At 38.8% G+C, this 23809-nt stretch carries 23 protein-coding genes; 8 read left to right on the top strand and 15 right to left on the bottom strand.

All coding sequences use genetic code 11. The features are described 5' to 3' along the window. Positions 1–110: 110 nt before the first annotated feature. A complete protein-coding gene (gene mrdA, locus RFX69_RS02280; RefSeq protein WP_000809155.1) occupies positions 111–2129 on the top strand; it encodes a penicillin-binding protein 2 in 2019 nt (672 codons plus the stop codon). Further along, on the top strand, positions 2129–2680 hold the full coding sequence (gene rsmD, locus RFX69_RS02275; RefSeq protein ID WP_031962908.1) for a 16S rRNA (guanine(966)-N(2))-methyltransferase RsmD: 552 nt from the start codon (positions 2129–2131) through the stop codon (positions 2678–2680). The genes mrdA and rsmD overlap by 1 nt, the downstream gene beginning before the upstream one ends. Before the next feature lie 41 nt (positions 2681–2721). On the opposite strand, the gene RFX69_RS02270 is transcribed toward rsmD, so the two are convergent. From RFX69_RS02270 to RFX69_RS02235, 8 genes are all read right to left on the bottom strand, one after another. Then, complete coding sequence (locus RFX69_RS02270; RefSeq protein WP_289332994.1) at positions 2722–3291, bottom strand: HupE/UreJ family protein; 570 nt, start codon at positions 3289–3291, stop codon at positions 2722–2724. Positions 3292–3300: 9 nt separating this feature from the next. Further along, on the bottom strand, positions 3301–3915 hold the full coding sequence (gene ureG, locus RFX69_RS02265; RefSeq protein ID WP_000140200.1) for an urease accessory protein UreG: 615 nt from the start codon (positions 3913–3915) through the stop codon (positions 3301–3303). A 23-nt stretch (positions 3916–3938) separates the two neighbouring features. Continuing rightward, positions 3939–4604 (bottom strand): urease accessory protein UreF, encoded by a 666-nt coding sequence (locus tag RFX69_RS02260; RefSeq protein ID WP_000103635.1) that lies wholly within the window; start codon positions 4602–4604, stop codon positions 3939–3941. Beyond that, positions 4591–5073, bottom strand: coding sequence for an urease accessory protein UreE (ureE, locus tag RFX69_RS02255; protein ID WP_289332995.1), 483 nt, complete (start codon positions 5071–5073; stop codon positions 4591–4593). Before ureE ends, RFX69_RS02260 begins: the two co-directional genes overlap by 14 nt. A 69-nt stretch (positions 5074–5142) precedes the next feature. Continuing rightward, the gene (gene ureC, locus RFX69_RS02250; protein ID WP_000784166.1) at positions 5143–6843 is read right to left on the bottom strand and encodes an urease subunit alpha; all 1701 of its coding nucleotides are present in this window, start codon (positions 6841–6843) and stop codon (positions 5143–5145) included. A gap of 36 nt (positions 6844–6879) precedes the next feature. Then, positions 6880–7188 (bottom strand): urease subunit beta, encoded by a 309-nt coding sequence (locus tag RFX69_RS02245; protein ID WP_000612142.1) that lies wholly within the window; start codon positions 7186–7188, stop codon positions 6880–6882. A gap of 11 nt (positions 7189–7199) precedes the next feature. Further along, the gene (gene ureA, locus RFX69_RS02240) at positions 7200–7502 is read right to left on the bottom strand and encodes an urease subunit gamma (RefSeq protein WP_000422460.1); all 303 of its coding nucleotides are present in this window, start codon (positions 7500–7502) and stop codon (positions 7200–7202) included. A 101-nt stretch (positions 7503–7603) separates the two neighbouring features. Then, positions 7604–8479 (bottom strand): urease accessory protein UreD, encoded by an 876-nt coding sequence (locus RFX69_RS02235; RefSeq protein ID WP_289332996.1) that lies wholly within the window; start codon positions 8477–8479, stop codon positions 7604–7606. A gap of 194 nt (positions 8480–8673) precedes the next feature. On the opposite strand from RFX69_RS02235, the gene RFX69_RS02230 reads away from it, so the two are divergent. Both RFX69_RS02230 and RFX69_RS02225 read left to right on the top strand, forming a co-directional pair. Beyond that, positions 8674–8997, top strand: coding sequence for a hypothetical protein (locus RFX69_RS02230; RefSeq protein WP_000688341.1), 324 nt, complete (start codon positions 8674–8676; stop codon positions 8995–8997). Between the two features lie 203 nt (positions 8998–9200). Beyond that, a complete protein-coding gene (locus tag RFX69_RS02225) occupies positions 9201–9680 on the top strand; it encodes a copper resistance protein NlpE (RefSeq protein WP_000749178.1) in 480 nt (159 codons plus the stop codon). A gap of 62 nt (positions 9681–9742) precedes the next feature. Here RFX69_RS02225 and RFX69_RS02220 read toward each other — a convergent pair whose 3' ends face one another. After that, entirely contained in the window at positions 9743–11347 is a 1605-nt protein-coding gene (locus tag RFX69_RS02220) for an isocitrate lyase (protein WP_000214787.1), read from the bottom strand. Between the two features lie 588 nt (positions 11348–11935). Here RFX69_RS02220 and RFX69_RS02215 point away from each other — a divergent pair. From RFX69_RS02215 to RFX69_RS02205, 3 genes are all read left to right on the top strand, one after another. Then, a complete protein-coding gene (locus tag RFX69_RS02215) occupies positions 11936–12925 on the top strand; it encodes a LysR family transcriptional regulator (protein WP_001047619.1) in 990 nt (329 codons plus the stop codon). 123 nt (positions 12926–13048) lie between these two features. Next, the gene (locus RFX69_RS02210; RefSeq protein WP_000051871.1) at positions 13049–14374 is read left to right on the top strand and encodes a hemolysin family protein; all 1326 of its coding nucleotides are present in this window, start codon (positions 13049–13051) and stop codon (positions 14372–14374) included. 553 nt (positions 14375–14927) lie between these two features. Continuing rightward, positions 14928–16265 (top strand): CitMHS family transporter, encoded by a 1338-nt coding sequence (locus tag RFX69_RS02205; RefSeq protein WP_000956799.1) that lies wholly within the window; start codon positions 14928–14930, stop codon positions 16263–16265. Between the two features lie 47 nt (positions 16266–16312). On the opposite strand, the gene RFX69_RS02200 is transcribed toward RFX69_RS02205, so the two are convergent. Beyond that, on the bottom strand, positions 16313–16825 hold the full coding sequence (locus RFX69_RS02200) for a hypothetical protein (protein WP_000462912.1): 513 nt from the start codon (positions 16823–16825) through the stop codon (positions 16313–16315). A gap of 212 nt (positions 16826–17037) precedes the next feature. On the opposite strand from RFX69_RS02200, the gene RFX69_RS02195 reads away from it, so the two are divergent. After that, on the top strand, positions 17038–17595 hold the full coding sequence (locus tag RFX69_RS02195; protein ID WP_199939558.1) for a DUF2239 family protein: 558 nt from the start codon (positions 17038–17040) through the stop codon (positions 17593–17595). A gap of 51 nt (positions 17596–17646) precedes the next feature. On the opposite strand, the gene cysN is transcribed toward RFX69_RS02195, so the two are convergent. The 5 genes from cysN to lysS all read right to left on the bottom strand — a co-directional run bounded on the left by cysN (position 17647) and on the right by lysS (position 23756). Next, positions 17647–19260, bottom strand: a complete 1614-nt coding sequence (cysN, locus tag RFX69_RS02190; RefSeq protein WP_289332997.1) for a sulfate adenylyltransferase subunit CysN — start codon at positions 19258–19260, stop codon at positions 17647–17649. A 30-nt stretch (positions 19261–19290) separates the two neighbouring features. Next, a complete protein-coding gene (gene cysD / locus RFX69_RS02185; RefSeq protein WP_000140408.1) occupies positions 19291–20199 on the bottom strand; it encodes a sulfate adenylyltransferase subunit CysD in 909 nt (302 codons plus the stop codon). Next, the gene (locus RFX69_RS02180) at positions 20192–20323 is read right to left on the bottom strand and encodes a hypothetical protein (RefSeq protein ID WP_002011285.1); all 132 of its coding nucleotides are present in this window, start codon (positions 20321–20323) and stop codon (positions 20192–20194) included. Before RFX69_RS02180 ends, cysD begins: the two co-directional genes overlap by 8 nt. A gap of 256 nt (positions 20324–20579) precedes the next feature. Further along, entirely contained in the window at positions 20580–22037 is a 1458-nt protein-coding gene (locus tag RFX69_RS02175; protein WP_289332998.1) for a capsule assembly Wzi family protein, read from the bottom strand. 189 nt (positions 22038–22226) lie between these two features. Next, positions 22227–23756: a lysine--tRNA ligase gene (gene lysS / locus RFX69_RS02170; protein WP_000193744.1), complete on the bottom strand. Its 1530-nt coding sequence runs from the start codon at positions 23754–23756 to the stop codon at positions 22227–22229. Positions 23757–23809: the final 53 nt, after the last annotated feature.

The raw sequence follows: 23809 nt of genomic DNA, 5'->3' as shown, positions 1-23809 counted from the left end.
AAGCCAATTTGCCTCTTCACTGAAACTTTGAAAAATATGCGATATTTTAAGTGCGCTTGCGTTAGAATAAGCAGCTATTTTTCTCACCCTATGTCATTAAGTCGATCCGTATGAAACAGCACTTTCCTTTAAAAGATATCCAGCAAGAAAAGCGCATTTATCGAGGTCGTATATTTTTTGCCGTAGGGCTTGTGATTATCTGTTTATTGGTACTAGCCAGCCGATACGCTTATCTACAAATTTTTCATTATGATGAGTTCTCGACGGCATCGGATAAAAACCGTATTCGCCTACAACCCCTTCCGCCTGCTCGTGGTTATATTTATGACCGCAATGGGGTTTTACTGGCAGATAACTACCCTGTTTTTACCGCAACATTAAGTAAAGCAGATGTTGAGAACGTTGATACCGTTATTGAACAATTACAGCCTATTTTAGAACTCACTCAAGAAGATGTAGATCGTTTTAAAAGCCGCATTAAAACAGCACGTAAAACTGAACGTGTGGCCATTAAACTGAATTTGACCGAGACAAATATTGCCAAGTTTAGTGAAGTTAAATACAAGTTCCCCGGGGTTAGAATTGAAACCCAAATGACGCGCTATTATCCACATGGTGATTTATTTGCTCACGTGATTGGATATGTTGGCCGTATTAACGATAAAGAATTAAAAAGTATTGATAAAGATTTATACGCTGGAACAAACCTGATTGGTAAAATTGGTGTAGAAAAAAGCTATGAAGATTTACTTCATGGAACACCTGGTTATGAGTCTGTAGAAGCAGATGCTCATAGTAATATTTTGCGTCACTTAGGTCGTAAAGACCCAACCCGTGGTAACGATCTCTATTTATCATTAGATTATGGTTTGCAAGTTGTCGCGTCGCAACAACTCGCTGGTCGACGTGGTGCAATTGTTGCGATAGACCCGCGTACTGGTGAAATTCTTGCGTTGGTTTCAAGTCCAAGCTTTAACCCTAATTTATTTGTGACGGGTATTAATCATAAAGATTATAGTTCTCTACGTGACAATATAGATCAGCCTCTTTATAACCGTGCAGTACAAGGTGTATACCCTCCCGGTTCAACCATTAAGCCAATGGAAGCGATGGGCGGTTTACATTATGGAATTGTCGATTGGGCTACTGCTATTTCCGACCCTGGCTATTTCCATTTACCGGGTGACTCACACAAATTCCGTGACTGGAAAAAAACCGGTCATGGCATCGTGAACATGCACAAAGCCATTATCATGTCTTGTGATACCTATTTTTATATTTTGGCTAATCAAATGGGTATCGATCAGATGAACCAATGGATGCGCCAATTTGGCTTTGGCCAAAAAACAGGTGTCGATTTACCAAGTGAAAGTGAAGGCTTATATCCAAATCCTGAATGGAAAATGCGTACACGCAAATCCAAATGGATGAAAGGTGAAACGATTTCAGTAAGTATTGGTCAAGGTGCATTTACAGCAACTCCTTTACAACTCGCCATGGCAACTGCCATTACGGCGAACCACGGCTCGCATGTAGTTCCCCATGTTTTACGTGCAACCCATGGTGCAAAACCTTTTACCGTACGTAATGCACCTGATGGAAAAATTAATTTCAATGGTACAGATGAAGATTGGGTAAAAATGCGAGAAGCCATGATTGATGTAATTCAATCAGGTACTGGTCGTGGCATCCGTACACCGCTATATCAAATTGCCGGAAAAACAGGTACAGCACAGGTTAAAAGTATTGCTCAAGGCAAACGTTATAACGAAGCTGCGCTTAGTGAACGCCAACTTGACCATGGTCTTTTTGTTGGCTTTGCTCCGGCTGATAAACCCGAAATCGCTATTGCAGTTATTTGGGAAAATGGCCGTCATGGTGGTTCAGCAGCCCAACTTGCTAAACCCGTGTTTGATTACTGGTTATTAACCCGTAAGAAAAATCCGATTCGACCAGCCAACCATCAGGTTAATGGTGGCTTGATGACCGCTGGAATTAAACCGGGTGAACTCCCAAGTGGTAATGAAAGTGCCAGCTCTACTCCTGCGACCTCTGCTCCGACTTCCGCAGCAGCCTCTACTCCACAGGCAACACCAACTCGTCCTGCTACAAACGAGGTCGATGAATAATGAAAAATCAATTACGCATTATTGGGGGCGAATGGAAAAGACGAGTTTTACCATTCGCCAGTATTGAAGGATTAAGACCAACTCCCGATCGTGTCCGCGAAACTTTATTTAACTGGCTCATGTGGGACATTCAAAACGCTCAGGTTCTCGATATCTGCACAGGTTCTGGGGCATTAGGCTTTGAAGCATTATCGCGCGGTGCTGCATCTGTTTATATGATTGAGCCAGATAAGACGCAGGCACGATTTTTAAAAGATAATATTCAATTGCTCAAAGCGCAGAATTGCCATTTAATTAATGCAACTGCTCAACAAGCCTTACCACGCCTAAAAGAACAGTTTGATGTCGTTTTTTTAGACCCCCCTTATAGTCTTAATTTATGGCAAGAACTTGCCCACTTAGCAGACATCCATATTAAAAATAATGGGTACATTTACGTTGAAGCTGACCGAGATTTATCTCAGCTTCACCTTCCTGCAACATGGCAGCAAGTTAAAACAACCAAAGCTGGTACAGTCCATGCAGGGCTTTACCAAAAAGTAAGCGAATAAAAAGGTAGCCTTAAGCTACCTTTTTCGCTACAAAGTTTTAATTAACTCAAACCAATCACTGCAACAAGTGCTGCACAGGCACCTACAATTTTTTTGCCATATGGCACATAACGTGTAAATACTGCACCGAGTGCAAGCCCACCACAATAGATAAGTGCCATACCAGCAACCATACCGGTTACTAACGCCACGATATGCCCTGCATGTGCTAACTCAACACCATGAGCCATACCATGAAAGCTTGCGAGTAAAGCGGCAGCGATAGGTAAAATCCGATTTGATTTTGTCCATAGCGCAATCGCTGTAATAATTAAAGAAGCAACAATACCGTATTCAGCAACATTGGCGGGCACCAAACCTTGAGCACCTACCAAAAAGCCAATCACTAAGGTGATACTTAAAGTGATGACACCAGCGATTTTCCACTGTTTGGCTGCCGACCATAGCAAGACACCAAAGCCTAAAGCCATTATTAAATGATCCAACCCTGTAAACGGATGAATAAAGCCTGCCATAAAACCTGAATGTACATGATCATGCCCCGGATGAGCCATAGCTAACGCAGGTAACATGCTAAGGAGCCCAAAGCTCCATTTTTTAATGAAGTTCATAGTTACTCCTTAAGCCTTAAACAGCCCTTGCTTCTCAATAAATTGAATAATTTCTTCAAGCCCATCTTGTGTTTTCATGTTTGAAAATAAAAATGGCTTTTCACCACGCATGCGTTTTGCATCTTGGTCCATGACATCAAGGTTTGCTCCCACCATAGGTGCGAGGTCAGTTTTATTAATAATCAGTAAATCTGACTTGGTAATACCTGGCCCACCTTTACGTGGAATTTTTTCACCACCTGCTACATCAATGACATATAAAGTTAAATCAGAAAGCTCTGGGCTAAATGTCGCAGCTAAATTATCACCACCGCTTTCAATAATAATGAGTTCTAAGCCATCAAATTTTTCGCACAGATCATCAATCGCAGCTAAATTAATTGAAGCATCTTCACGAATTGCTGTATGCGGGCAACCACCTGTCTCGACACCCACAATACGATCTGGTGACATCGCTTCATTACGGGTTAAAAAGTTTGAGTCTTCTTTGGTATAAATATCATTTGTCACCACTGCCATATTATATTTATCACGCAAGGCACGGCATAAGTTAAGTGTAAGTGCTGTTTTACCTGAACCGACTGGTCCGCCAATTCCGACTCGTAATGGACTACGTTCTGTCATGATTTTTATCCTTTTTCCTAAACTTAAGATCTGAATAACCGTGAATATTGAGTTTCGTGTTTCATGCTCAGCATGGCATAGCGCGGCAAAGCACTACTCAATTGCTCATCTTTAAGTTTTAAAGCCTTCTCTACAGCTTGTGGTACTCGCCCATGCAAATGCCATAAAATTCTTTGTCCTGCCATTTGGCCCAATGGGACAGTTTTTACTGCGGCTAAAACCTGATTTTCTAAAACGGTAAAGGTATACGCCGTAAGTACATCGACATCTTTAAGTTCTAAACGACCGCAAAGCTGCGCATAGACAGGCACAAAACCAAACTGCTTTTTAACCTCAACTGTTTTCTTTAAAACATCTTTAATCCATGCATTTAAAGAAAATGCGAGTTGCTGTGATTCGGCCAAAAGCTCTTTACTTTCTCGGCTTGCCTTATACAAATGTGCCCAAATTAGAAACTGATCTGGGTCATCATAATGTTGCATAAGACGTTTAAGTACAGGTAACTCAAAGCGTACTAGCAGCATTTCAAGCACTTCTTCAAAGTAAGCAATTGCCGAGGATTCATCGTGTATTAAGCCAATATCAATGGCGGTTTCCACACCTTGCGAATAGCAATATGCTCCAACTGGTAATGCCGTAGAAGACAATGTCAGCAGTTGCAGTAATTGCGCAGCATTATGAGTGGACATGGTGTAAAGCTTTGATTGGACTTAAACGATGGTCATGGCTATGCTGTGCATAGGCACCGCTTTCAGGTTCAAATGGATGATCGGTTTCTGTCACAGTAAGTCCCAAACCTTCTACCATTTCTGCAAGCACATGATCAGGCTCAAAATATAAAGCTGTTGGTGTCAGCATTAATGGCACATGTCGGTTACCTAAATGATAAGCCGCTTTAAGCAAATCAAATTCAGTCTGAGCAGTGACTTTCATTAGTCGTTCAGGCTTGGCATCGACACGTAATACATCACCCTCTTGCGTTGCAATATATGAACCACTACGCAAAATGCCGGTACGTGGCAAATCCGCACCAATATCTACGCCACTTGATAAAGCCGCTCGAAATCGTGATTTTTGTCGGGTATCAAACGTTAGCTCAACCGTTTCAAATGCCTGATCAGGAGAAATATCTTCAAGACGTTGGATGTAAATTTTCATTTAGCTTTTCTCTCCTTACTTATTTCTTTCATATATAAGGTAATGAGGCAAATCACCTCTATAAATTCATTAAAACAAGAAATAACGTTGTGCCATTGGTAATACGTCAGCAGGTTCACACGTTAATAATTCACCATCGGCCCGCACCTCGTAAGTCTCAGGATGAACCTGCATAACAGGACAATATGTATTGTGTTTCATATCGGCTTTGGTAATTGAACGCGTGTTTTTACAGGGACTGATTAACTTTTTAAGGTTTAGCTTCTCAGCAACTTTTTTATCAATTGCGACTTGAGATAAAAAGGTAATACAGGTGTTATGTACACCACGTGGATAAGCACCAAACATTGGGCGATAATGCACTGGTTGAGGTGTAGGAATTGAAGCATTAATGTCACCCATTGGCGCTGCTGCAATCATGCCACCTTTAATGATCATGGAAGGTTTCACGCCAAAAAACGCAGGCTTCCATAACACTAAATCAGCAAGTTTTCCGACTTCAACCGAACCAATTTCATGGCTTAAACCATGGGTAATTGCCGGGTTAATTGTATATTTGGCAATGTAGCGTTTAACGCGATTGTTATCATGAAACTCATTATCACCCTCTAATGGGCCACGTTGTACTTTCATTTTGTGGGCAGTTTGCCAAGTTCGTAAAATCACTTCACCCACACGTCCCATTGCCTGAGAGTCAGATGACATCATGGCAATTGCGCCTAAGTCTTGTAAAATATCTTCAGCAGCAATGGTTTCACGGCGAATACGACTTTCTGCAAAAGCAATATCTTCAGCAATTGCTGGGTCTAAATGGTGGCATACCATGAGCATATCTAAATGCTCATCAATGGTATTGATCGTGTAAGGTCGTGTTGGGTTGGTCGAAGATGGCAAGACATTACTTTGCCCAATTGCTTTTAAAATATCGGGAGCATGCCCGCCGCCCGCACCTTCGGTATGGTACGTATGAATCGTACGGTCTTTAAATGCCGCTAGCGTTTCTTCTAAAAAACCACCTTCATTCAATGTATCCGTATGAATTGCGACCTGTACATCATACTCATCTGCAACGCTCAAACAGTTATCAATAGCCGCAGGTGTTGAACCCCAATCTTCGTGTAGTTTTAACCCAATTACTCCTGCTTTAATTTGCTCGCTAATGGGGTCAGGTAAACTTAAATTCCCTTTACCCAATAGACCAATATTCATAGGCAAATCATCAATCGCCTGCAACATGGTCGCAATATGCCAAGGCCCTGGAGTCACTGTCGTTGCCGAAGTACCTGCCGCAGGTCCTGTCCCACCACCCACCATTGTCGTTGTCCCAGACATCAGCGCGGTTTCAACTTGCTGAGGACAGATCCAGTGAATATGAGTATCAATACCACCAGCTGTTAAAATTTGTCCTTCACCTGCAATTACTTCTGTCGCAGCACCTAAAGGAATAGTAATGTCGGGTTGAATATCAGGGTTTCCAGCTTTCCCTATTTTCCAGATTCGTCCATTCTTTAAGCCCACATCGGCTTTAACAATTCCCCACCAGTCCACAATTAAAGCATTGGTTATGACTGTATCAGCAACTTCATCAGCTAAAAGCTGAGATTGCCCCATCCCATCACGAATAACTTTTCCGCCACCAAATTTAACTTCTTCACCATATGTCGTTAAGTCTTGCTCAACTTCAATAAAAAGCGCTGTGTCAGCTAAACGAATACGATCACCAACCGTTGGACCAAACATTTCTGCGTATGCACGACGTGACATTTTCATAACTTATTACTCATCTTTTCATTATTGTTGTTATCTTTAATCCAGCTTGCCCATTACCCGACCAGCAAAACCATATACTTCTCGCTTACCAGCTAAAGCAACAAGCTCTACTTCTCGACTTTGTCCTGGTTCAAAACGTATTGCTGTGCCTGCTGCAATATTTAACCGAAAACCTTTGACTGCCTCACGATCAAACTGTAAGGCATCGTTTGCTTCATAAAAATGAAAATGCGAACCAACCTGAATAGGCCTGTCGCCAAGATTAGCCACCACAACCTTTAAAGTTTCTCGTCCAACATTTAGTTCAATATCAGTTTCTGGAGTAATAACTTCACCGGGAATCATAAGTATTCCTTTTATACAATGGGCTGATGAACAGTGACTAATTTCGAACCATCAGGAAAAGTTGCTTCAACCTGCACCTCAGCAATCATTTCCGGTACGCCATCCATGACATCTTCACGCTTTAATAAAGTCGTTCCAAAGTGCATAAGTTCACTCACCGTCATACCATCCCGTGCACCTTCAAGTAAGGCTGCAGAAATAAATGCAACAGCTTCCGGATAGTTCAACTTTAAGCCGCGTGCTTTACGACGCTCAGCCACTAAGCCTGCAGTAAAAATGAGTAACTTATCTTTTTCTGTTGGATTGAGTTCCATATCTCTTTCCCAAATAGCATCTAATTTTCTTTAAGCAAAATGCGTGCTCAAAAGCAGCATACTGGTTTTAATCGTTTTTAAAATACGCAATTTAACGTAACTTAAGTTTTCCAAATTCTTGGAAACTCTTCATCTAAATCAAACCAATAACGTCTTAATTTAGCCCGTATAGCTGCGAAAGCATCATGACATCGTCGTACATCATTTCCTAAAAAACGCGCACATAGTACATCTTCTAATAAGGTCAACGTCACGGGAACATCCATACGCATAATGAGTTCACGGATGAGTTCAATATGTTGCTCTAAATAAAATGAAGAACGGAATTTTTCAGGGGGCACAGCCCAAAAACTGGCCATCACCGCCTGATTATTCATTCCTAAACACGAGCTTAACCAGCGATCGCCTCCCTCAAAATATAAAGTATCAGCAACTAATAACTTGTTTTTACGCCATAATTTAAACTGGTTGTGATAGCTTCCCTGAACAAAATTCTCAGCCCGAGCCTGCCGCCCCAAGACCAACATATCCCATCCAATAAAACTTGCAGTTTGTTCAAGGTGAATATCTGTTTCTGAGTGGGCTAAAGCACCGTCAAAAAGCATTGTTTCTTGCGGCATCCACTCTAAAATAGAATCATCTTTTACATTCAAATAAATATGCTGGAAAGCCTGTTTTCCATTTGTTCTATACCACTTACCCGCTCCCGGTGTGGTAATTACAGCATGTGCCTGCCCTTCTGTTTCAATTTGAAAAGTAAGATGATCACCACCTGCAATTCCAGCCGGTGGATGAACAATAATGGCATGACAAACCCCAGTTTTTTCGGGCCAGAGCATTTTTTGCACCCGAACGGGGCCATAATGCTTTCTGTGACTCATTATGGTGCGCGAGTTTTCATAACAAAACCCCAGTTCTAACTGGGCATACCAAAATGGTGCTGAATAAGTCTGAAAAGTTTGTTGAATTCGATTCATTTTGGCTCATTTTTGATAATGGCTTTTTTGATAAGCAAAATATGCACCAAAAGCAAAAAGTGGTTATTACAAACTTAGAAACAATTTTTTTATTTTAATGAGTCAAAAAATCATCAATGTCTAACATAAAACCACAGTAAAGCATGGAATTATTTATACAATAGCGCCCATCCTCGCTCTTATAAATTTTTCCCATGAAAATCTTTTTCGTGTTAGTACCGTTTGTATTTTTAACTGGGTGTATTTTTGGCCAATCAAGTGAGGTCAAACGTGCAGAAAAACTTTTAAATAACTTTCAATGTAAAAATATTGAAACAAGTGAAATTTCTACAAGTTCAATCAACTCTTATTACCAGCAATCTTTAGCTGTGAGTAAGGAAAAAGCGACCTCTTATGTAGAAAGCTATAAAAATGGTGAGGAACTATTCGCGATGCCCTTAGATGAAGTCGTAGAACAGCAATACCAACTTTATAAAGCAGCGTGCGATTCTTTAGGTGGGGTTTCTGCCCAACCATAAATTTTTAAAAGTATCCATTAAATCACTTTAGTGGATACTTTTAATTCTCAACTAAAATATAAAAAAACATAGCCCCAATCTGTGTAATTTTTACTCACTTTACCTTTTGTTAAAATTAAGCTACATACTAGAGCTTTTATTTTCGATTCTTTTTTCCTAGCCTGTCAGTACTTTATATTTATTTTTTTGAGGTTTTATTCATTATGAAAAAATCATTATTAGCAATTGCACTTATGAGTACTCTTCTTGTCGCATGTAATAAACATGAAAATAAAACAGAAACAACCTCTGATGCATCTACTCCTGTACAAACTGCTCAATCAAATAATAATGAAGCGGTAGATACAGCACATACAGCCGAGAATTCTTTAGATTGGGATGGTAAATATAAAGGTACGCTTCCTTGCGCAGACTGTGAAGGCATCAAAACTGAATTAGAATTAAAAGATGATAAAACTTATGAGCTAACAGAAACCTATCTTGGTAAAGGTGATGCAAACCCATTTGAAACCCATGGTAAGTTTACTTTCGATAAAGACAATACTTCTGTTATTACCTTAGATGATAAAGCTCAAAACCGTAAATTCTTTATTGGTGAAAATACCGCGACCGCTTTAGATATGGAAGGTAAAAAAGTTGAAGGTTCTTTAGCTGAACATTATGTTTTGAAAAAAGAAGATTAATCTATTTTTCAATATAAATAAAAAACCCGCTCAAATGAGCGGGTTTTTTATGAAGTCAATTCTTAGTGAGCTGAGAATTGGTTCATTGTGTTTTTAGCATCGTCACCAGCTTTAAGTGCATTTTCACCAGCGAAGATTTCTTTGTGGTCATCACCGATGTCAGAACCAGCCATTGCTTGGTGTTTCACACATGCGATACCGCCACGGATTTCTTTACGTTGTACGCCAGCAACATACGCTAACATACCTTGGTCACCGAAGTAACCTTGTGCTAATTCATGAGTAGAAAGAGCAGCAGTGTGGTATGTAGGAAGTGTGATCAAGTGATGGAACACACCAGCTTCACGCGCAGCATCTGCTTGGAAAGTACGGATTTTTTCATCAGCTTCAGCAGCTAATTCAGTATTGTCGTACTCAGCGCTCATTAATTTAGCACGGTCGTAAGCAGATACATCTTTACCTTCTGCAACCCAACGATCGTACGCTTGTTGACGGAAGTTTAAAGTCCAGTTGAATGATGGGCTGTTGTTATAAACAAGCTTCGCATTCGGAACTACTTCTTTTACACGGTTAACCATGTGTGCAATTTCTTGTACGTTTGGAGTCGGAGTTTCGATCCAAAGTAAGTCAGCACCGTTTTGAAGGCTAGTGATACAGTCAAGTACAACACGATCAATCTGAGTGCCTTCACGGAATTGGTATAAACCAGAAGCTAAACGAGTTGGACGATGTAATTTACCATCACGTTTAATTAAGATCTCATCTTCTTGAGCTTCTGAGATATCAATTTCTTGAGTATCTAAGTAGCTAATATATTTAGATGCGATATCACCTGGCTCTTTAACTACAGGGATCTTCTGAGTTAAGTCAGCGCCTTCAGAGTCAGTACGAGCAACAATAACACCGTCTTCAACACCCATTTCTAAGAATGCATAACGAAGTGCATGGATCTTAGCGATGAAGTCTTCATGTGGAACAGTTACTTTACCAGCTTGGTGACCACATTGTTTTGCATCAGATACTTGGTTTTCGATTTGAAGCGCACAAGCACCAGCTTCAATCATTTTCTTAGCAAGTAAGTAAGTTGCTTCTTCGTTACCGAAACCAGCATCGATGTCTGCAATAATTGGCACAACATGAGTTTCGAAGTTGTCAATTTGAGCTGTGATTTCAGCTACTTTCGCAGAATCACCAGCTTCTTTCGCTTTATTTAAAGCACGGAACAAGTCATTTAATTCTTTTGCATCAGCTTGACGTAAGAAAGTGTAGATTTCTTCGATCAAAGCAGGTACTGAAGTTTTCTCGTGCATAGATTGGTCAGGAAGTGGACCAAATTCTGAACGAAGAGCAGCAACCATCCAACCAGAAAGGTAGATATAACGTTTGCTTGTCGTACCGAAATACTTTTTGTTAGCAATCATTTTTTGTTGAGCGATGAAACCATGCCAGCAACCTAATGATTGAGTATATTTGCTTGAATCAGCATCGTATTCAGCCATATCACGACGCATAATCGCAGCTGTATACTTAGCAATATCTAAACCTGTTTTGAAACGGTTTTGAAGTTGCATACGAGCAGCATCTTCTGGGCTAATGTCTGCCCAAGTGTTGCCGAATTTTGCTTTTAATTCACGTACTGCATCAATCGCTGTTTGATATGTAGTCATGATATTGTCCTGTATTCATTTTAGGATTTCATCGATCGAAGCCTAGAGTCATGTTATGAAAATTCCCTATGACACCAGCTGCTTCTTCATGTACACAGCTTAGACTTAGCCAATCAATTAATCCAATATCCTTCGTTAATCTTCAGTATTTATTTAAAAAATATACCAATAAATCGATATTATAAGTAAAACTAAAAAACATAACACTTTGTTTATAAAAACAAAATAATCCTAAAGGAGTATAGAATTTTGATTAAAAAACACTCCAAGCTTTATTTTTATACAGTTTTTGAAAATTTTCCATTCATTTTTAATATAAAAAGTCAATTGTAAATTAGGCGAATTTTGCCAATGCAAAATGTCAATCAACATGCTAGAACAGTACTAAATATTAAGAAAATATTTTTGTTCAATAATTATAAAAATAAAAATAGATCAACGATAATAGAATCCAGCATTTGAGATACTTTTTGCCCATACTTAATTTCAACAAAAAATGTCGTTTTTCTCATCATTTTTTCACACAATGTTCTTTAAATATGGCATAATTTGAAACAATTTTAGGGTTTTATTTTCGGTATTTTTTTTATGAATCTGGAGCGGGTAGATCTCAATCTATTAATATATCTTGATGTTCTTCTTCGTGAAAAAAACGTTACTCGCGCAGCCGAACAGCTTGGTGTTACTCAGCCAGCCATGAGTAATATTTTACGCCGCTTGCGTAATTTATTTAATGACCCTCTCCTGATCCGCTCATCTGAAGGGATGACACCGACAGAACGTGCACTTGAATTACAACCGCGTATTCGTGATGCTCTTTCTGACCTTTCAATGATTTTGGAACCGCGTACCGAATTCCGCCCTTATACCAGTAATCGCGTTTTCCGTATTATGACTTCTGACTATGCAGAAGCCACCCTAGTCCCTCGTCTTGTTAAAGCCCTCCGCTCAGAAGCACCAAACGTTGTACTCGATTTTCTTACTCCAAGTGATGTGTCATATAGAGACATGGAACAAGGTAAAGTTGATCTAGCCATTAACCGCTTCAATGAAATCCCGCAAAGCTTCCATCAAGTTTTGGTTTGGCGTGATAGCTTTAGCTGTATTTTAAATGACAAACACCCTGCTGTGACTCATTTAAATCTAAAAAGCTATTTAGATGCTCAACATATTTGGGTATCTAAAACGGGTATGGGTGTTGGCTTTGGGGTAAACCCAGATAAACAAGGTGGCTTGGGCTGGATTGATCAAGCATTAGAACGTATTGGTCAACGCCGCAAAATTTCTGTATTTACGCGTCACTATCAGATGCCGGCATTACTTGCTCAAAATGTTGACTTGATCGCTACTCTTCCAACTCGAATGGCACGTTTACAAGCACAAAATCCAAAATTAGTTATTAAAGATCCACCGTTTTACATTCCTGAGTTTGAACTTAAAATGGCTTGGTGTCCATTATTGCACCATCACCCAGCTCATCGCTGGTTACGCCAACTCATTCTATTTGTTGCTCGCCAAATGATCGAAGAGGAAAATCGTGAATTCCTAACTAATAATTCACAATTTTCCCACTATTAAATAAGTTTTAATTTAATTGTCTCTTTCAAACATTATCTTTAAGCGCTGAGCAATCAATCTGATTACCTCAGCGCTTTTTTGTGTTAAAACATAGTCATAATAATGATGATCCTCGGGTGATTTGTGAGTCTCTTTCAAAATATCATTATCATCGTACTGCTCATCATCGCAGCAGGCTTTTTATCTTTAACTGAAATTGCTCTAGCTGGTGCCAGAAAAGTAAAGTTAAAGATTTTAGCCGAGGCTGGCGAAGAACGTGCTCAAAAAGTACTTGATTTACAAGAACAATCTGCAGACTTTTTTGCAGCGTCCCAAATCGGCTTAAATGCTGTTGCAATCTTAGGCGGTATATTGGGTGAAGCTGCGTTTCGTCCTTTTTTTGTGAACTTAGTTGACCGTTTCTATGAAGGACCTTGGACGCAAACTATTGGATTCGCCCTATCTTTCACATTGGTAACTTCTTTGTTTATTTTATTTGCCGATTTAATGCCAAAACGCTTGGCAATGATCGCACCTGAAAAAATTGCAATTAGTGTAATTAACCCTATTCAGATTTTTATCAAAATCTGTAAACCGCTAGCATGGGGAATTAATGCAATTGCCAATTTGCTATTCCGCTTGTTTAAAGTAAATACCACACGCGAAGACAATATTACTTTTGATGATATTTCAGCAGTGATGGATGCAGGTGCTCAAGCAGGTGTACTACAAAAACAAGAACATCACTTTATTGAAAACGTATTTGAACTTGAAGAACGTACAGTCCCATCAAGTATGACAACACGTGAAAATGTTGTTTATTTTACGCTTAACGAGCATGAAGATAGTATTCGCCAAAAACTGGCAGAATATCCTTATTCCAAATTTCTGGTTTGTAACGAAAATATTGATCAAGTGATTGGCTATGTAGATGCCAAGGATATTCTTGTACGTATTTTAAACAACCAATCTTTAACCCAGCTCAATGAATCGACTATTCGTACGGTTCTAATGATACCTGATACTTTAACACTATCAGAATTACTCGATCGCTTCCGCTCAACAAAAGAAAAGTTTGCTGTTGTAATTAATGAGTATGCGCTTGTCGTTGGGGTAATTACGCTAAGCGATATCATGATTACTGTTATGGGGGATTGGGTTACCCCTATGGAAGAAGAACAGCAAATTATTAAACGTGATAATAATTCTTGGCTGATTGATGGTAGTACACCTATTGAAGATCTTAAGCATGCGCTTGAAATGGATGAACTACCTGATGAAGAGAATTATGAAACATTAGCTGGTTTCATGATGTACCGTTTACGCAAAATTCCTCGTCCAGCCGACTTTGTTGAATTTGGTGGTTATAAATTTGAAGTTGTTGACGTAGACCATTTTAAAATTGATCAGCTATTAGTAACACGTGTATTAGAAAAAAATGATTTACCTTCTCCGCCTGATGAAAATTGATTTATTTTGGTGCAAAATATCCTGCAAATGCAGGATATTTTTTTGATAAATAATTTATTCCTTTTAAGATAATTATTATTTTTAAATAATTTTATATTAAAAGTTAAATTAATTATCCTAATCACAATTTCAAATATATAAATTAACTCATTCATTAAAATAAAAAAATTAAATTGAATTAAAATAAAATTTTGCACATAAAAGATTTACAGATTCACTTTCGTTATGTAACGTAGGGAGTAGAAGCATTGTAAATGGGTATACTTCTCATTTCAGTATTCAAACAGAATATAATTTTTAAAAATACATGATAATTTCAAACATGATAAAGGTTTTATAAGTATATATAATAAGCACTATACATTATAAATAGACTATACCATTATTATATATGTTCAGTATTTCTTCAAAATATACCTTTCCAAGTGAATATATATTAACCAAATAAACTAAATATATTATTTGTCTTTTTAATAAAAATTCATAAGAATAATCGAGGTCAGAGTTTTTGAATAAACTTGTTCAGTAAAACTAAAGGCAAAGGATTGATTGTATGCTGACATTACTTGGTGTTGGTATGATTTTATGCTTCATGTATTTAATCATGTCCAAACGTTTAAGCCCTATTATTGCTTTAATTCTCATCCCATTTATTTTTTCTCTTATTGCCTGGGGCCTTGGTCACTACTTTGAAAGCTTGAGCCATATTGAGCTTAAAGGTCTCAGTGAAATGATGCTAGATGGCATCAAAAAACTTGCGCCTACTGGCGTAATGCTATTATTTGCAATTTTATATTTTGCCTTAATGATCGATGCAGGTCTTTTCGATCCTCCGGTTAAATGGATTTTGAAAAAAGTTAAAGGTGATCCCCTAAAAATTACATTAGGGACTGTTTTTTTAACTACATTAGTCTCTCTTGATGGCGATGGCTCAACCACTTACATGATTTGCGTGGCAGCCATGCTCCCTCTTTATCAACGCCTCGGTATGAATACACTGATCATGACAGCACTTATGTTGTTATGTAGTGGTGTAATGAACCTGACCCCATGGGGTGGCCCTACTGCGCGTGCAGCAAGTGCACTCCAAGTTGACCCAAGCCATATCTTTGTACCAATGATTCTTCCAATGGTGATTAGTATTGGCTGGTTATTCTTCTTGGCATATTTATATGGTCGCTATGAGCAAAAACGTTTAGGCGTGATTGAGCTTGAAAGTCACCATGGTGATAACATTACAGTTTCAAAAGACCCTGAAGCAACTCGTCCACATTTACGTAAAGTAAATATGGTACTCACCATTCTTCTTATGATTGCATTGATCAAAGGTATTTTACCGATGTCAGTGTTATTCATGCTGGCGTTCTGTATTGCAATGCTCATCAACTACCCTGATGTTGATATGCAGAAAAAGCGTATCGCTATGCACGCAGACAGTATCTTGGCTGTTGTAGGTTTAATTTTTGCTGCAGGTATTTTTACAGGTATTTTATCTGGTACAGGCATGGTTGAAGCCATGTCTAAAGAATTTGTTGCAATGATCCCTACAAGTATGGGGCCATATCTAGCGCCAATTACTGCCCTGGTGAGTATGCCATTGACGTTCTTTATGTCAAATGATGCATTCTTCTATGGTGTATTGCCAATTCTTGCTGAAGCAGCTTCACATTATGGTATTAGCCCAGAAGCGATTGCTCGTGCATCAATTGTAGGTCAGCCAGTGCATTTGTTATCACCTCTCGTTCCATCAACCTACTTGTTATGTGGTCTTGCTAAAGTCGACTTTGCAGACCATCAAAAGTTCACTTTTAAGTGGGCATTTATCACTTGTATGGTGTTAATGGGTACAGCATTAGTGATTGGTGTTTTCCCACTTTTTAGTACGATGTAATTTGCTCTACTATAAAAAATAAAAGCCCCTATCGGGGCTTTTATTTTTTATTTATTTACATACTCAATCATGGCGTCTAAGAACGCATGAAAGTGCAAGCTAATATCTTCTTGTAAAATTTTATAGGCATTATCAAATTGCACCATTGGAAAGCCTTCTTTCCAAAATGGGAAAATATTATGCAAGTCATGAGTAACTATTGCATCTTCTCGGACAATTGCTTGTGAAATTTGTGCCAAAACTTGCGCTGTCTCTGCGCCATCAATAGCAAGATAATCAATACCACGCGCTTTTAAAATACGAATTCGATCTTTTTTATAGCGAATTTTTTTAGCTTGAGCTGCATTTAAACCTAGTGCAAGAGTAACCGCCTCTACAAACTTCTCTTCAAAATTTGTATTTAGTGCCACCAAAGCCTGCTTATGTGCTTCCTGACGTCCTGCTTTTCCCCCGTTACGGATGATCTCATTGGCTTCCGTATCTAGCTTATCTTTTTTCATCGACTGTAAAATGTCTAAAATTTCGATATCGCTTAAAGATTCAGGAGATTGCTCAAACATAGGAGTCTCTATACATACAACTAAAGGCGTATTCTCTCATAAAAGCGATACTAAAGCAGAGTAAAATTTTAAATAGCATATTATCTTGACTATTTTTATAGTCCTAATCTCAGAGACTGCACTCATAAAATCAGTTAATTCTTTGGTTATGATTTTACCATTTGCCAAATTAATTTTACCCTGATAATATCATTTTACCCAGATAAAAATATGTGGTTAAAATGAATACTAAAATCACCTATACTGCTTTCACTGGAAGCACGCTTATTGCGAGTGACTCCCTTGTTGAACTTGCAAAGAAACTAAAAGCTCTTCCTAAAACAACAGAAAATATTCTGATTTTTAATGATCAAACAGGTCAACAAATTGATCTTGATCTTTCTGGTTCGGAGCAAGAGCTTCAACAACGTTATGCTGAACCGGAAGAAATTAAAAAAGTTGGACGACCTAAACTTGGAGTAATTTCGCGTGAAATCACTTTACAGAAAAAACATTGGGATTGGTTAGATCAACAAAGTGCGAGTGCATCAGCAGTGATTCGCAAGTTAATTGATAAAGAGTTAAATAACCCAAATTCTGAAGGCAATATTATGCTAGCCAAACAAGCCATCGACCGCTTTATGTCTGCTATGTTAGGCAATATGCCAAATTACGAGGAAGCAACACGCGCCTTATATCAAGGTGATCGAGATATATTTTTAAAAATGATTCAGAGCTACCCTAAAGATTTAAGAGAATATTTAACTTTAAAAGCTCAAAATGTTTTCTAAACTTAATAAAAAACCCGCTTACGCGGGTTTTTAGAACTTATTTTCAATCTATTAAAGACGAACTAATTCCACAATTTTCTCTACTGCTTCTTCTACCGTTTCAGCAGTTATCTCGGTATCTGTACCATCCACAGCGGTTGTGATAATAATAACACCCGTCTCACGTAATAGAACCAATTGCTCAGCTGTTAAGCTTGTTTTCGCGATCGCAACTACACCTTGCTGAATCAGTAAACTTTCTAAAGCTTGAGCTTTTTCAATTAACTGTGCAGAAACACCAATAACAGCAGGTTTTTGACCTAAACGAGCAGCACGATCTTCAGCAGTAACAGGATTACTATGAGCCGTCCACTCTACCGCGGCTTCTACCATGCCCGCGCCAACAGTTACGTTACTTAAACGGTCAATAAAAATAAATGAACCTGTGTAACGTGAATCTTGATAACGGTCAAACACGACTGGAGCATCAAACTCAACCACAACATCTGCAATCGCATTTAACTCAAGCTCTTCTACTTGAGTGTGTTCGAGCGTATTCACATTTACACGGTAGTTAATATTAGTTACTTTTGCTGGAACAGTTTGTGTACCAATCTTAATATTGTACAACTTACCTTTTACAAGTGGGTGTTCATTCATCCATACCACTGAAGCACGAACACTTCTTGAAATTAATGGTTGCTCGCCTGCGCGTACTAAGACATTACCGCGACTAATATCAATTTCATCATTTAACGTTAAGGTGACTGCCTGACCCGCATCTGCCTGCTCAAGATTACCATCAAAAGTAACAATTTCTTTAACTGTAGAACGCTTACCAGAAGGCAACGCCACAATCTCGTCACCAACTTTAATTTCACCTAATGCAACTGTACCCGCAAAGCCACGGAAGTCGAGGTTTGGACGGTTTACATATTGAACAGGGAAACGGAATTCATGTTTACTTGACTCGCGGTTGATTTCCACAGACTCAAGAATACTCATTAAGGTTTGACCCTTGTACCAAGGAGTATGAGCTGATGGATTTACAACGTTATCGCCATTTAAAGCAGAAATTGGAACAAATAAAATATTGGCTGGACGGCGATCACCCAATTGGCTCACGAACGCATCATATTCAACCTGAATTTCATTAAAACGTTCAGATGAATATTCAACCAAGTCCATTTTGTTAATGGCAACAACAATATTTTTAATTCCAAGCAAACTCGCAATAAACGTATGACGACGGGTTTGAGTTTGTACGCCATAGCGCGCATCGATCAGGATGATTGCAAGATCAGCAGTCGATGCACCTGTTGCCATGTTACGAGTGTATTGTTCATGGCCCGGTGTATCAGCAATAATAAACTTACGTTTTTCAGTCGAAAAATAGCGATAAGCAACATCAATGGTAATACCCTGCTCACGCTCAGCCTGCAAACCATCTACAAGTAATGCCAAGTCTGGTGCATCACCTGTCGTGCCCACTTTCTTACTGTCACGTGTTACAGCTTGCAATTGATCTTCATAAATCAATTTTGAATCATAAAGTAAACGACCAATTAAGGTACTTTTACCATCATCTACGTTACCACAAGTCAAAAAGCGCAAAAGGTCTTTTTGTTCATGTTGTTTTAAATACGCCAGAATGTCTTGGCTGATTAAGTCTGATTGATGAGACATTGCTCAAACTCCACAAATTTAGAAACTGTCTTAGAAATAGCCTTCTTGCTTTTTCTTTTCCATTGAGCCTGCTTCATCATGGTCAATCATACGACCTTGACGCTCAGAACTTGTTGCCAACAGCATTTCCTGAATAATTTCTGGCAATGTATCAGCTTCAGACTCAACTGCACCTGTTAATGGATAACAGCCAAGCGTACGGAAACGTACAGACTTCATTTGTGGAACTTCACCCTCTTTTAAGCGCATACGTTCATCATCAACCATGATTAGCGTACCACTACGCTCAACCACAGGACGAACAGCAGAGAAATAAAGAGGAACAATTTGAATATTTTCTAAATAGATATATTGCCAGATATCCAACTCTGTCCAGTTTGATAACGGGAATACACGAATACTTTCGCCTTTGTTCACTTTGCCGTTGTAAAGATTCCAAAGTTCAGGACGTTGGTTTTTAGGATCCCAACGATGTTTACTATCACGGAATGAATACACACGCTCTTTCGCACGTGATTTTTCTTCGTCACGGCGCGCCCCACCAAAAGCAGCATCGAACTGATATTTATCCAAAGCCTGTTTTAAAGCTTGGGTTTTCATAATATCCGTATATTTCGAACTGCCATGATCAAATGGGTTGATTCCTGCTTCACGGCCTTCTTTATTCTGATGAACAATTAAATCAAAACCATGTGTTTTTGCCATGTTATCGCGAAACGCGATCATGTCTTTAAACTTCCAGCCTGTATCTACATGTAATAAAGGGAAAGGAAGTTTTGCAGGATAAAATGCCTTCAATGCAAGATGAAGCATCACAGCCGAGTCTTTACCAATTGAGTAAAGCATGACTGGATTTTCAAATTCTGCGGCTACTTCACGGATAATATGAATACTCTCAGCTTCAAGTTGCTTGAGATGTGTAAGTCTTGATTCAGTCATGAACACGCCCTTCTCTATCCATTTTGCCCATAAAATCTAGAAGCGGTATTACACCACCACTTAGAAGACCATGTGGAGGAACGAGTGCCATAACAACTCCAATTTTTCGTGATAAATAGTCCAACCACAAGCCCTTTATGAGGCTTATAGCATTAGTTATGCATTATAGTGATTTAAAACTGTTTTCTTTTGCTTGTTTTTTCATATTGATATTCAAATTCATCATATACATGTAATATGCTGATTCACTTATAACTTTAAAATCGTAACTGGTGTAGTCAACTTAAGCAAATCACCATCTGTGCTTTGGATTTCTCTAAAAACAATAAAAAAGAGAAGCCTCTGTAGCCTCTCTTTCTTATTATAAGGTTAACTAAAAATTAGAAACCAAACATTTTACGCTCTAGAGGAATTTCTACTCCAATTGATGCACCAGCATCATTACCTTCTAAGTCAGAATCACTTACCCAACCATTAATTTTTAATGGAAGATCAGGTTTAATGTAATGTGTCCAAGTTAGATCAAGCGCTTTAATTTCATCATCTTTAGGGAATGCTTTATTAATTGCCAAGTTAGATTGGTTAACTTTAACCACCATAGCACGACCGCTTAAACGGTTCATCACGTCAAAGCGGATATCACCACCCACAGAATACATTTGTCCATCGCCACCCATCGCGTGACCTAATGGGAAACCATGTTGGTAATAGCCATCTGTATATTGATGATGGTTATATGAAATACCTCTTACATCGCCATTAGTACGCGTATCGGCCCATTCCGCATAAATTTGATAAGGCATGTTATTAATCATAGAAGAGTAATCAGCACCCGCTAAATACATCTTCTTCGATGGCAAACCACCTGCTTCATCTTCACCTATATATTGCCCATAAACACTAACTGGAATATTAAACAAAGGTTGCAATTGTAAACGAGCATCAAAACCTGCTAACTGATTAGATGCGTTGTCTTCACCTACACAACTATTTTCAGTACAACCATTGTCTTTACCAATAACCGCATTCCAGTACGCTTTAAAACTATCTGGTTGCCCATCACCACCAATCTGAATTGCTCTTGAGGCGCCAATTTCTAAAGAAGGAACTGGGCGCGCAGTTACACGCATACCTAATAATTTAGCATGAGGAACAGCTTTATAATCATCTAACTGGCCAGCAAATAATTGGTATTGCCACGGCCCAATCCAAGATAACCATTTATTTTCAAAAGCGTCTTGTACAGCACGCTGCATAGTTACCCCATACACAGGACGACTTGCATCGCCACGTATTAAGCTACCATCATGTCCAGGGCCCCACCATGTTGGAATTTGACCTGCAACAAGCCACTGGTTCCAGAGCTTACCTGCGACATATGAACCTTCAACGTTAACGTCATGCCCACTATCAATTTGAGGGTCTTTTTCTGCGTTTACACGGATTTTTGCATCCCAATTTTCACCACCAGCATTAAACTCTAATGAACCTTGGTACTGCGATTTTTGGTTATCGCCAAATGCTTGAGGAATATTTTTAATATCAGTTTCAGCAAAAGCACCCACTTTAACTGTATCGTTATCTGCTTTTAATGCATTGAGAACTGAATTAATAACTTTTTGTTGTGCTGGATGAGTCACTTTAGCTTGAGAGAGTGCTCTTTGAATTTCATCACCACTTAATGGCCAAGTAGAAGTGCTGATGTTAATAACACCTTGTTGATTCAACCAGTTTAAGTCGGTACGTAAATCATCATTATTAAGCACTAAACCTTGTGCAAAAACAGCCGATGAAGCAGTTGCTAATAATGCAATCGAAAGTGTTTTTCTTAAAAACATGTCAGCACAATTCTCAAAGTTATTTATGAGCAACACATTAATTTTTTTATCGCAAATTTGCAATTGTTAAACTGTGCAATTACATTTTTTAACGGTGCTTTAAGTTTTCTATAACTTAAGTATTTTTTATATATAAATAGTTAATAAAAAAGGCAGTATAAACTGCCTTTTTCTGCATTGAAGATTAAATTAACCTTCTTTACGACGCATATGCGGGAATAAAATCACATCACGAATACTTGGTGCATCTGCAAAAAGCATAACCAAACGGTCAATACCAATACCTTCACCCGCTGTTGGAGGTAAACCATATTCAAGTGCTTCAACAAACTCTGCATCGTAATGCATTGCTTCATCATCACCAGCATCTTTTTCAGCAACTTGCGCTTGGAAACGTTCAGCCTGATCAATCGGATCATTTAACTCGCTAAAGCCGTTTGCCAATTCACGGCCACCAATAAAGAACTCAAAACGATCAGTAATGTGCGGATTATCATCATTACGGCGAGCAAGTGGAGAAGTCTCTGCTGGGTACTCAGTAATAAAGGTAGGTTGACGAAGTTTAGTCTCAACTGTTTCTTCAAAAACAATCGTTTGAAGCTTACCTAAACCAAAACCAGGTTTAACTTCTTCTTTTAATTCCTCACGGACAAATTTTGCAAGGAATTCACGATCACCTACATTTTCAGGTGTGAACTGCGGATTATTCTCCAAGATCGCATCAAACATAGAGATTTTCTTGAATGGTCCTTTAAAGCTAAATACTTCACCTTGGTAAGGCACATCAGTCGTACCTAAAATATCAAGGGCTAGCTTTTCAAGCATGTTTTCAGTCAAAGCCATCAAGTCTTTATAATCAGCATATGCCTGATAAAACTCGATCATGGTAAATTCAGGGTTATGACGTGTTGACACCCCTTCATTACGGAAGTTACGGTTAATTTCGAACACACGCTCAAAACCACCAACAACTAAACGCTTTAAATAAAGCTCCGGTGCGATACGCAAGAATAATGGCATATCTAAAGCATTATGATGCGTTTCAAACGGACGTGCAGACGCGCCACCCGGAATCACATGCATCATTGGCGTTTCAACTTCCATGAAACGTTCATTGGTTAAAAATGCGCGAATACCTGCAACGACTTTGGCACGAATTTCAAAAGTCTTACGCGTTTCTTCATTAACAATTAAATCAAGATAACGCTTACGATATTTAACTTCTGTGTCGTTCAAACCATGAAATTTATCCGGCAATGGACGAAGCGATTTTGTAAGAAGTTCAAAACCTTCAAGGTGTACATATAAGTCACCTTTGCCAGAACGACCGATATAACCTTCTGCAGCAATAATATCGCCAAGGTCTAAACCTTTAATAGTTTCGAGCGTATCTTTTGGTAAACCCTTACGGTCAACATATAATTGGATACGACCAGTCATGTCTTGAATCACCATGAAAGAACCACGGTTTAACATGACACGGCCAGCAACTTTTACATAAACATGTTCAGCGCTTTCGATTTGTTCTTTAGACTGATCTTTAAATTGTTCTTGTAAATCAGCAGCGTAATGTTCACGTTTGAATGTATTTGGCCAAGGACTCTTTCCAGTTTCCTTTGCAACATCTTGGATTTGCTTTAATTTGGCATGACGCTGTGCAATTAAATCGTTTTCGGAAATAGTTGGTTCAGAAGTCGATTGAGCGTTTTGTTGCGTCATCTCTGCCTCGGTTAAGTAAAAATGAAGTGGCATAGCTTAACAGATTGCTGAGG

Source organism: Acinetobacter sp. 148, from assembly GCF_031196675.1.
Taxonomy (GTDB): Bacteria; Pseudomonadota; Gammaproteobacteria; order Pseudomonadales; family Moraxellaceae; genus Acinetobacter; species Acinetobacter baumannii.
The sequence above is the reverse complement of the archived record's forward strand: the minus strand, read 5'-3'. Positions and strand labels throughout refer to the sequence as shown.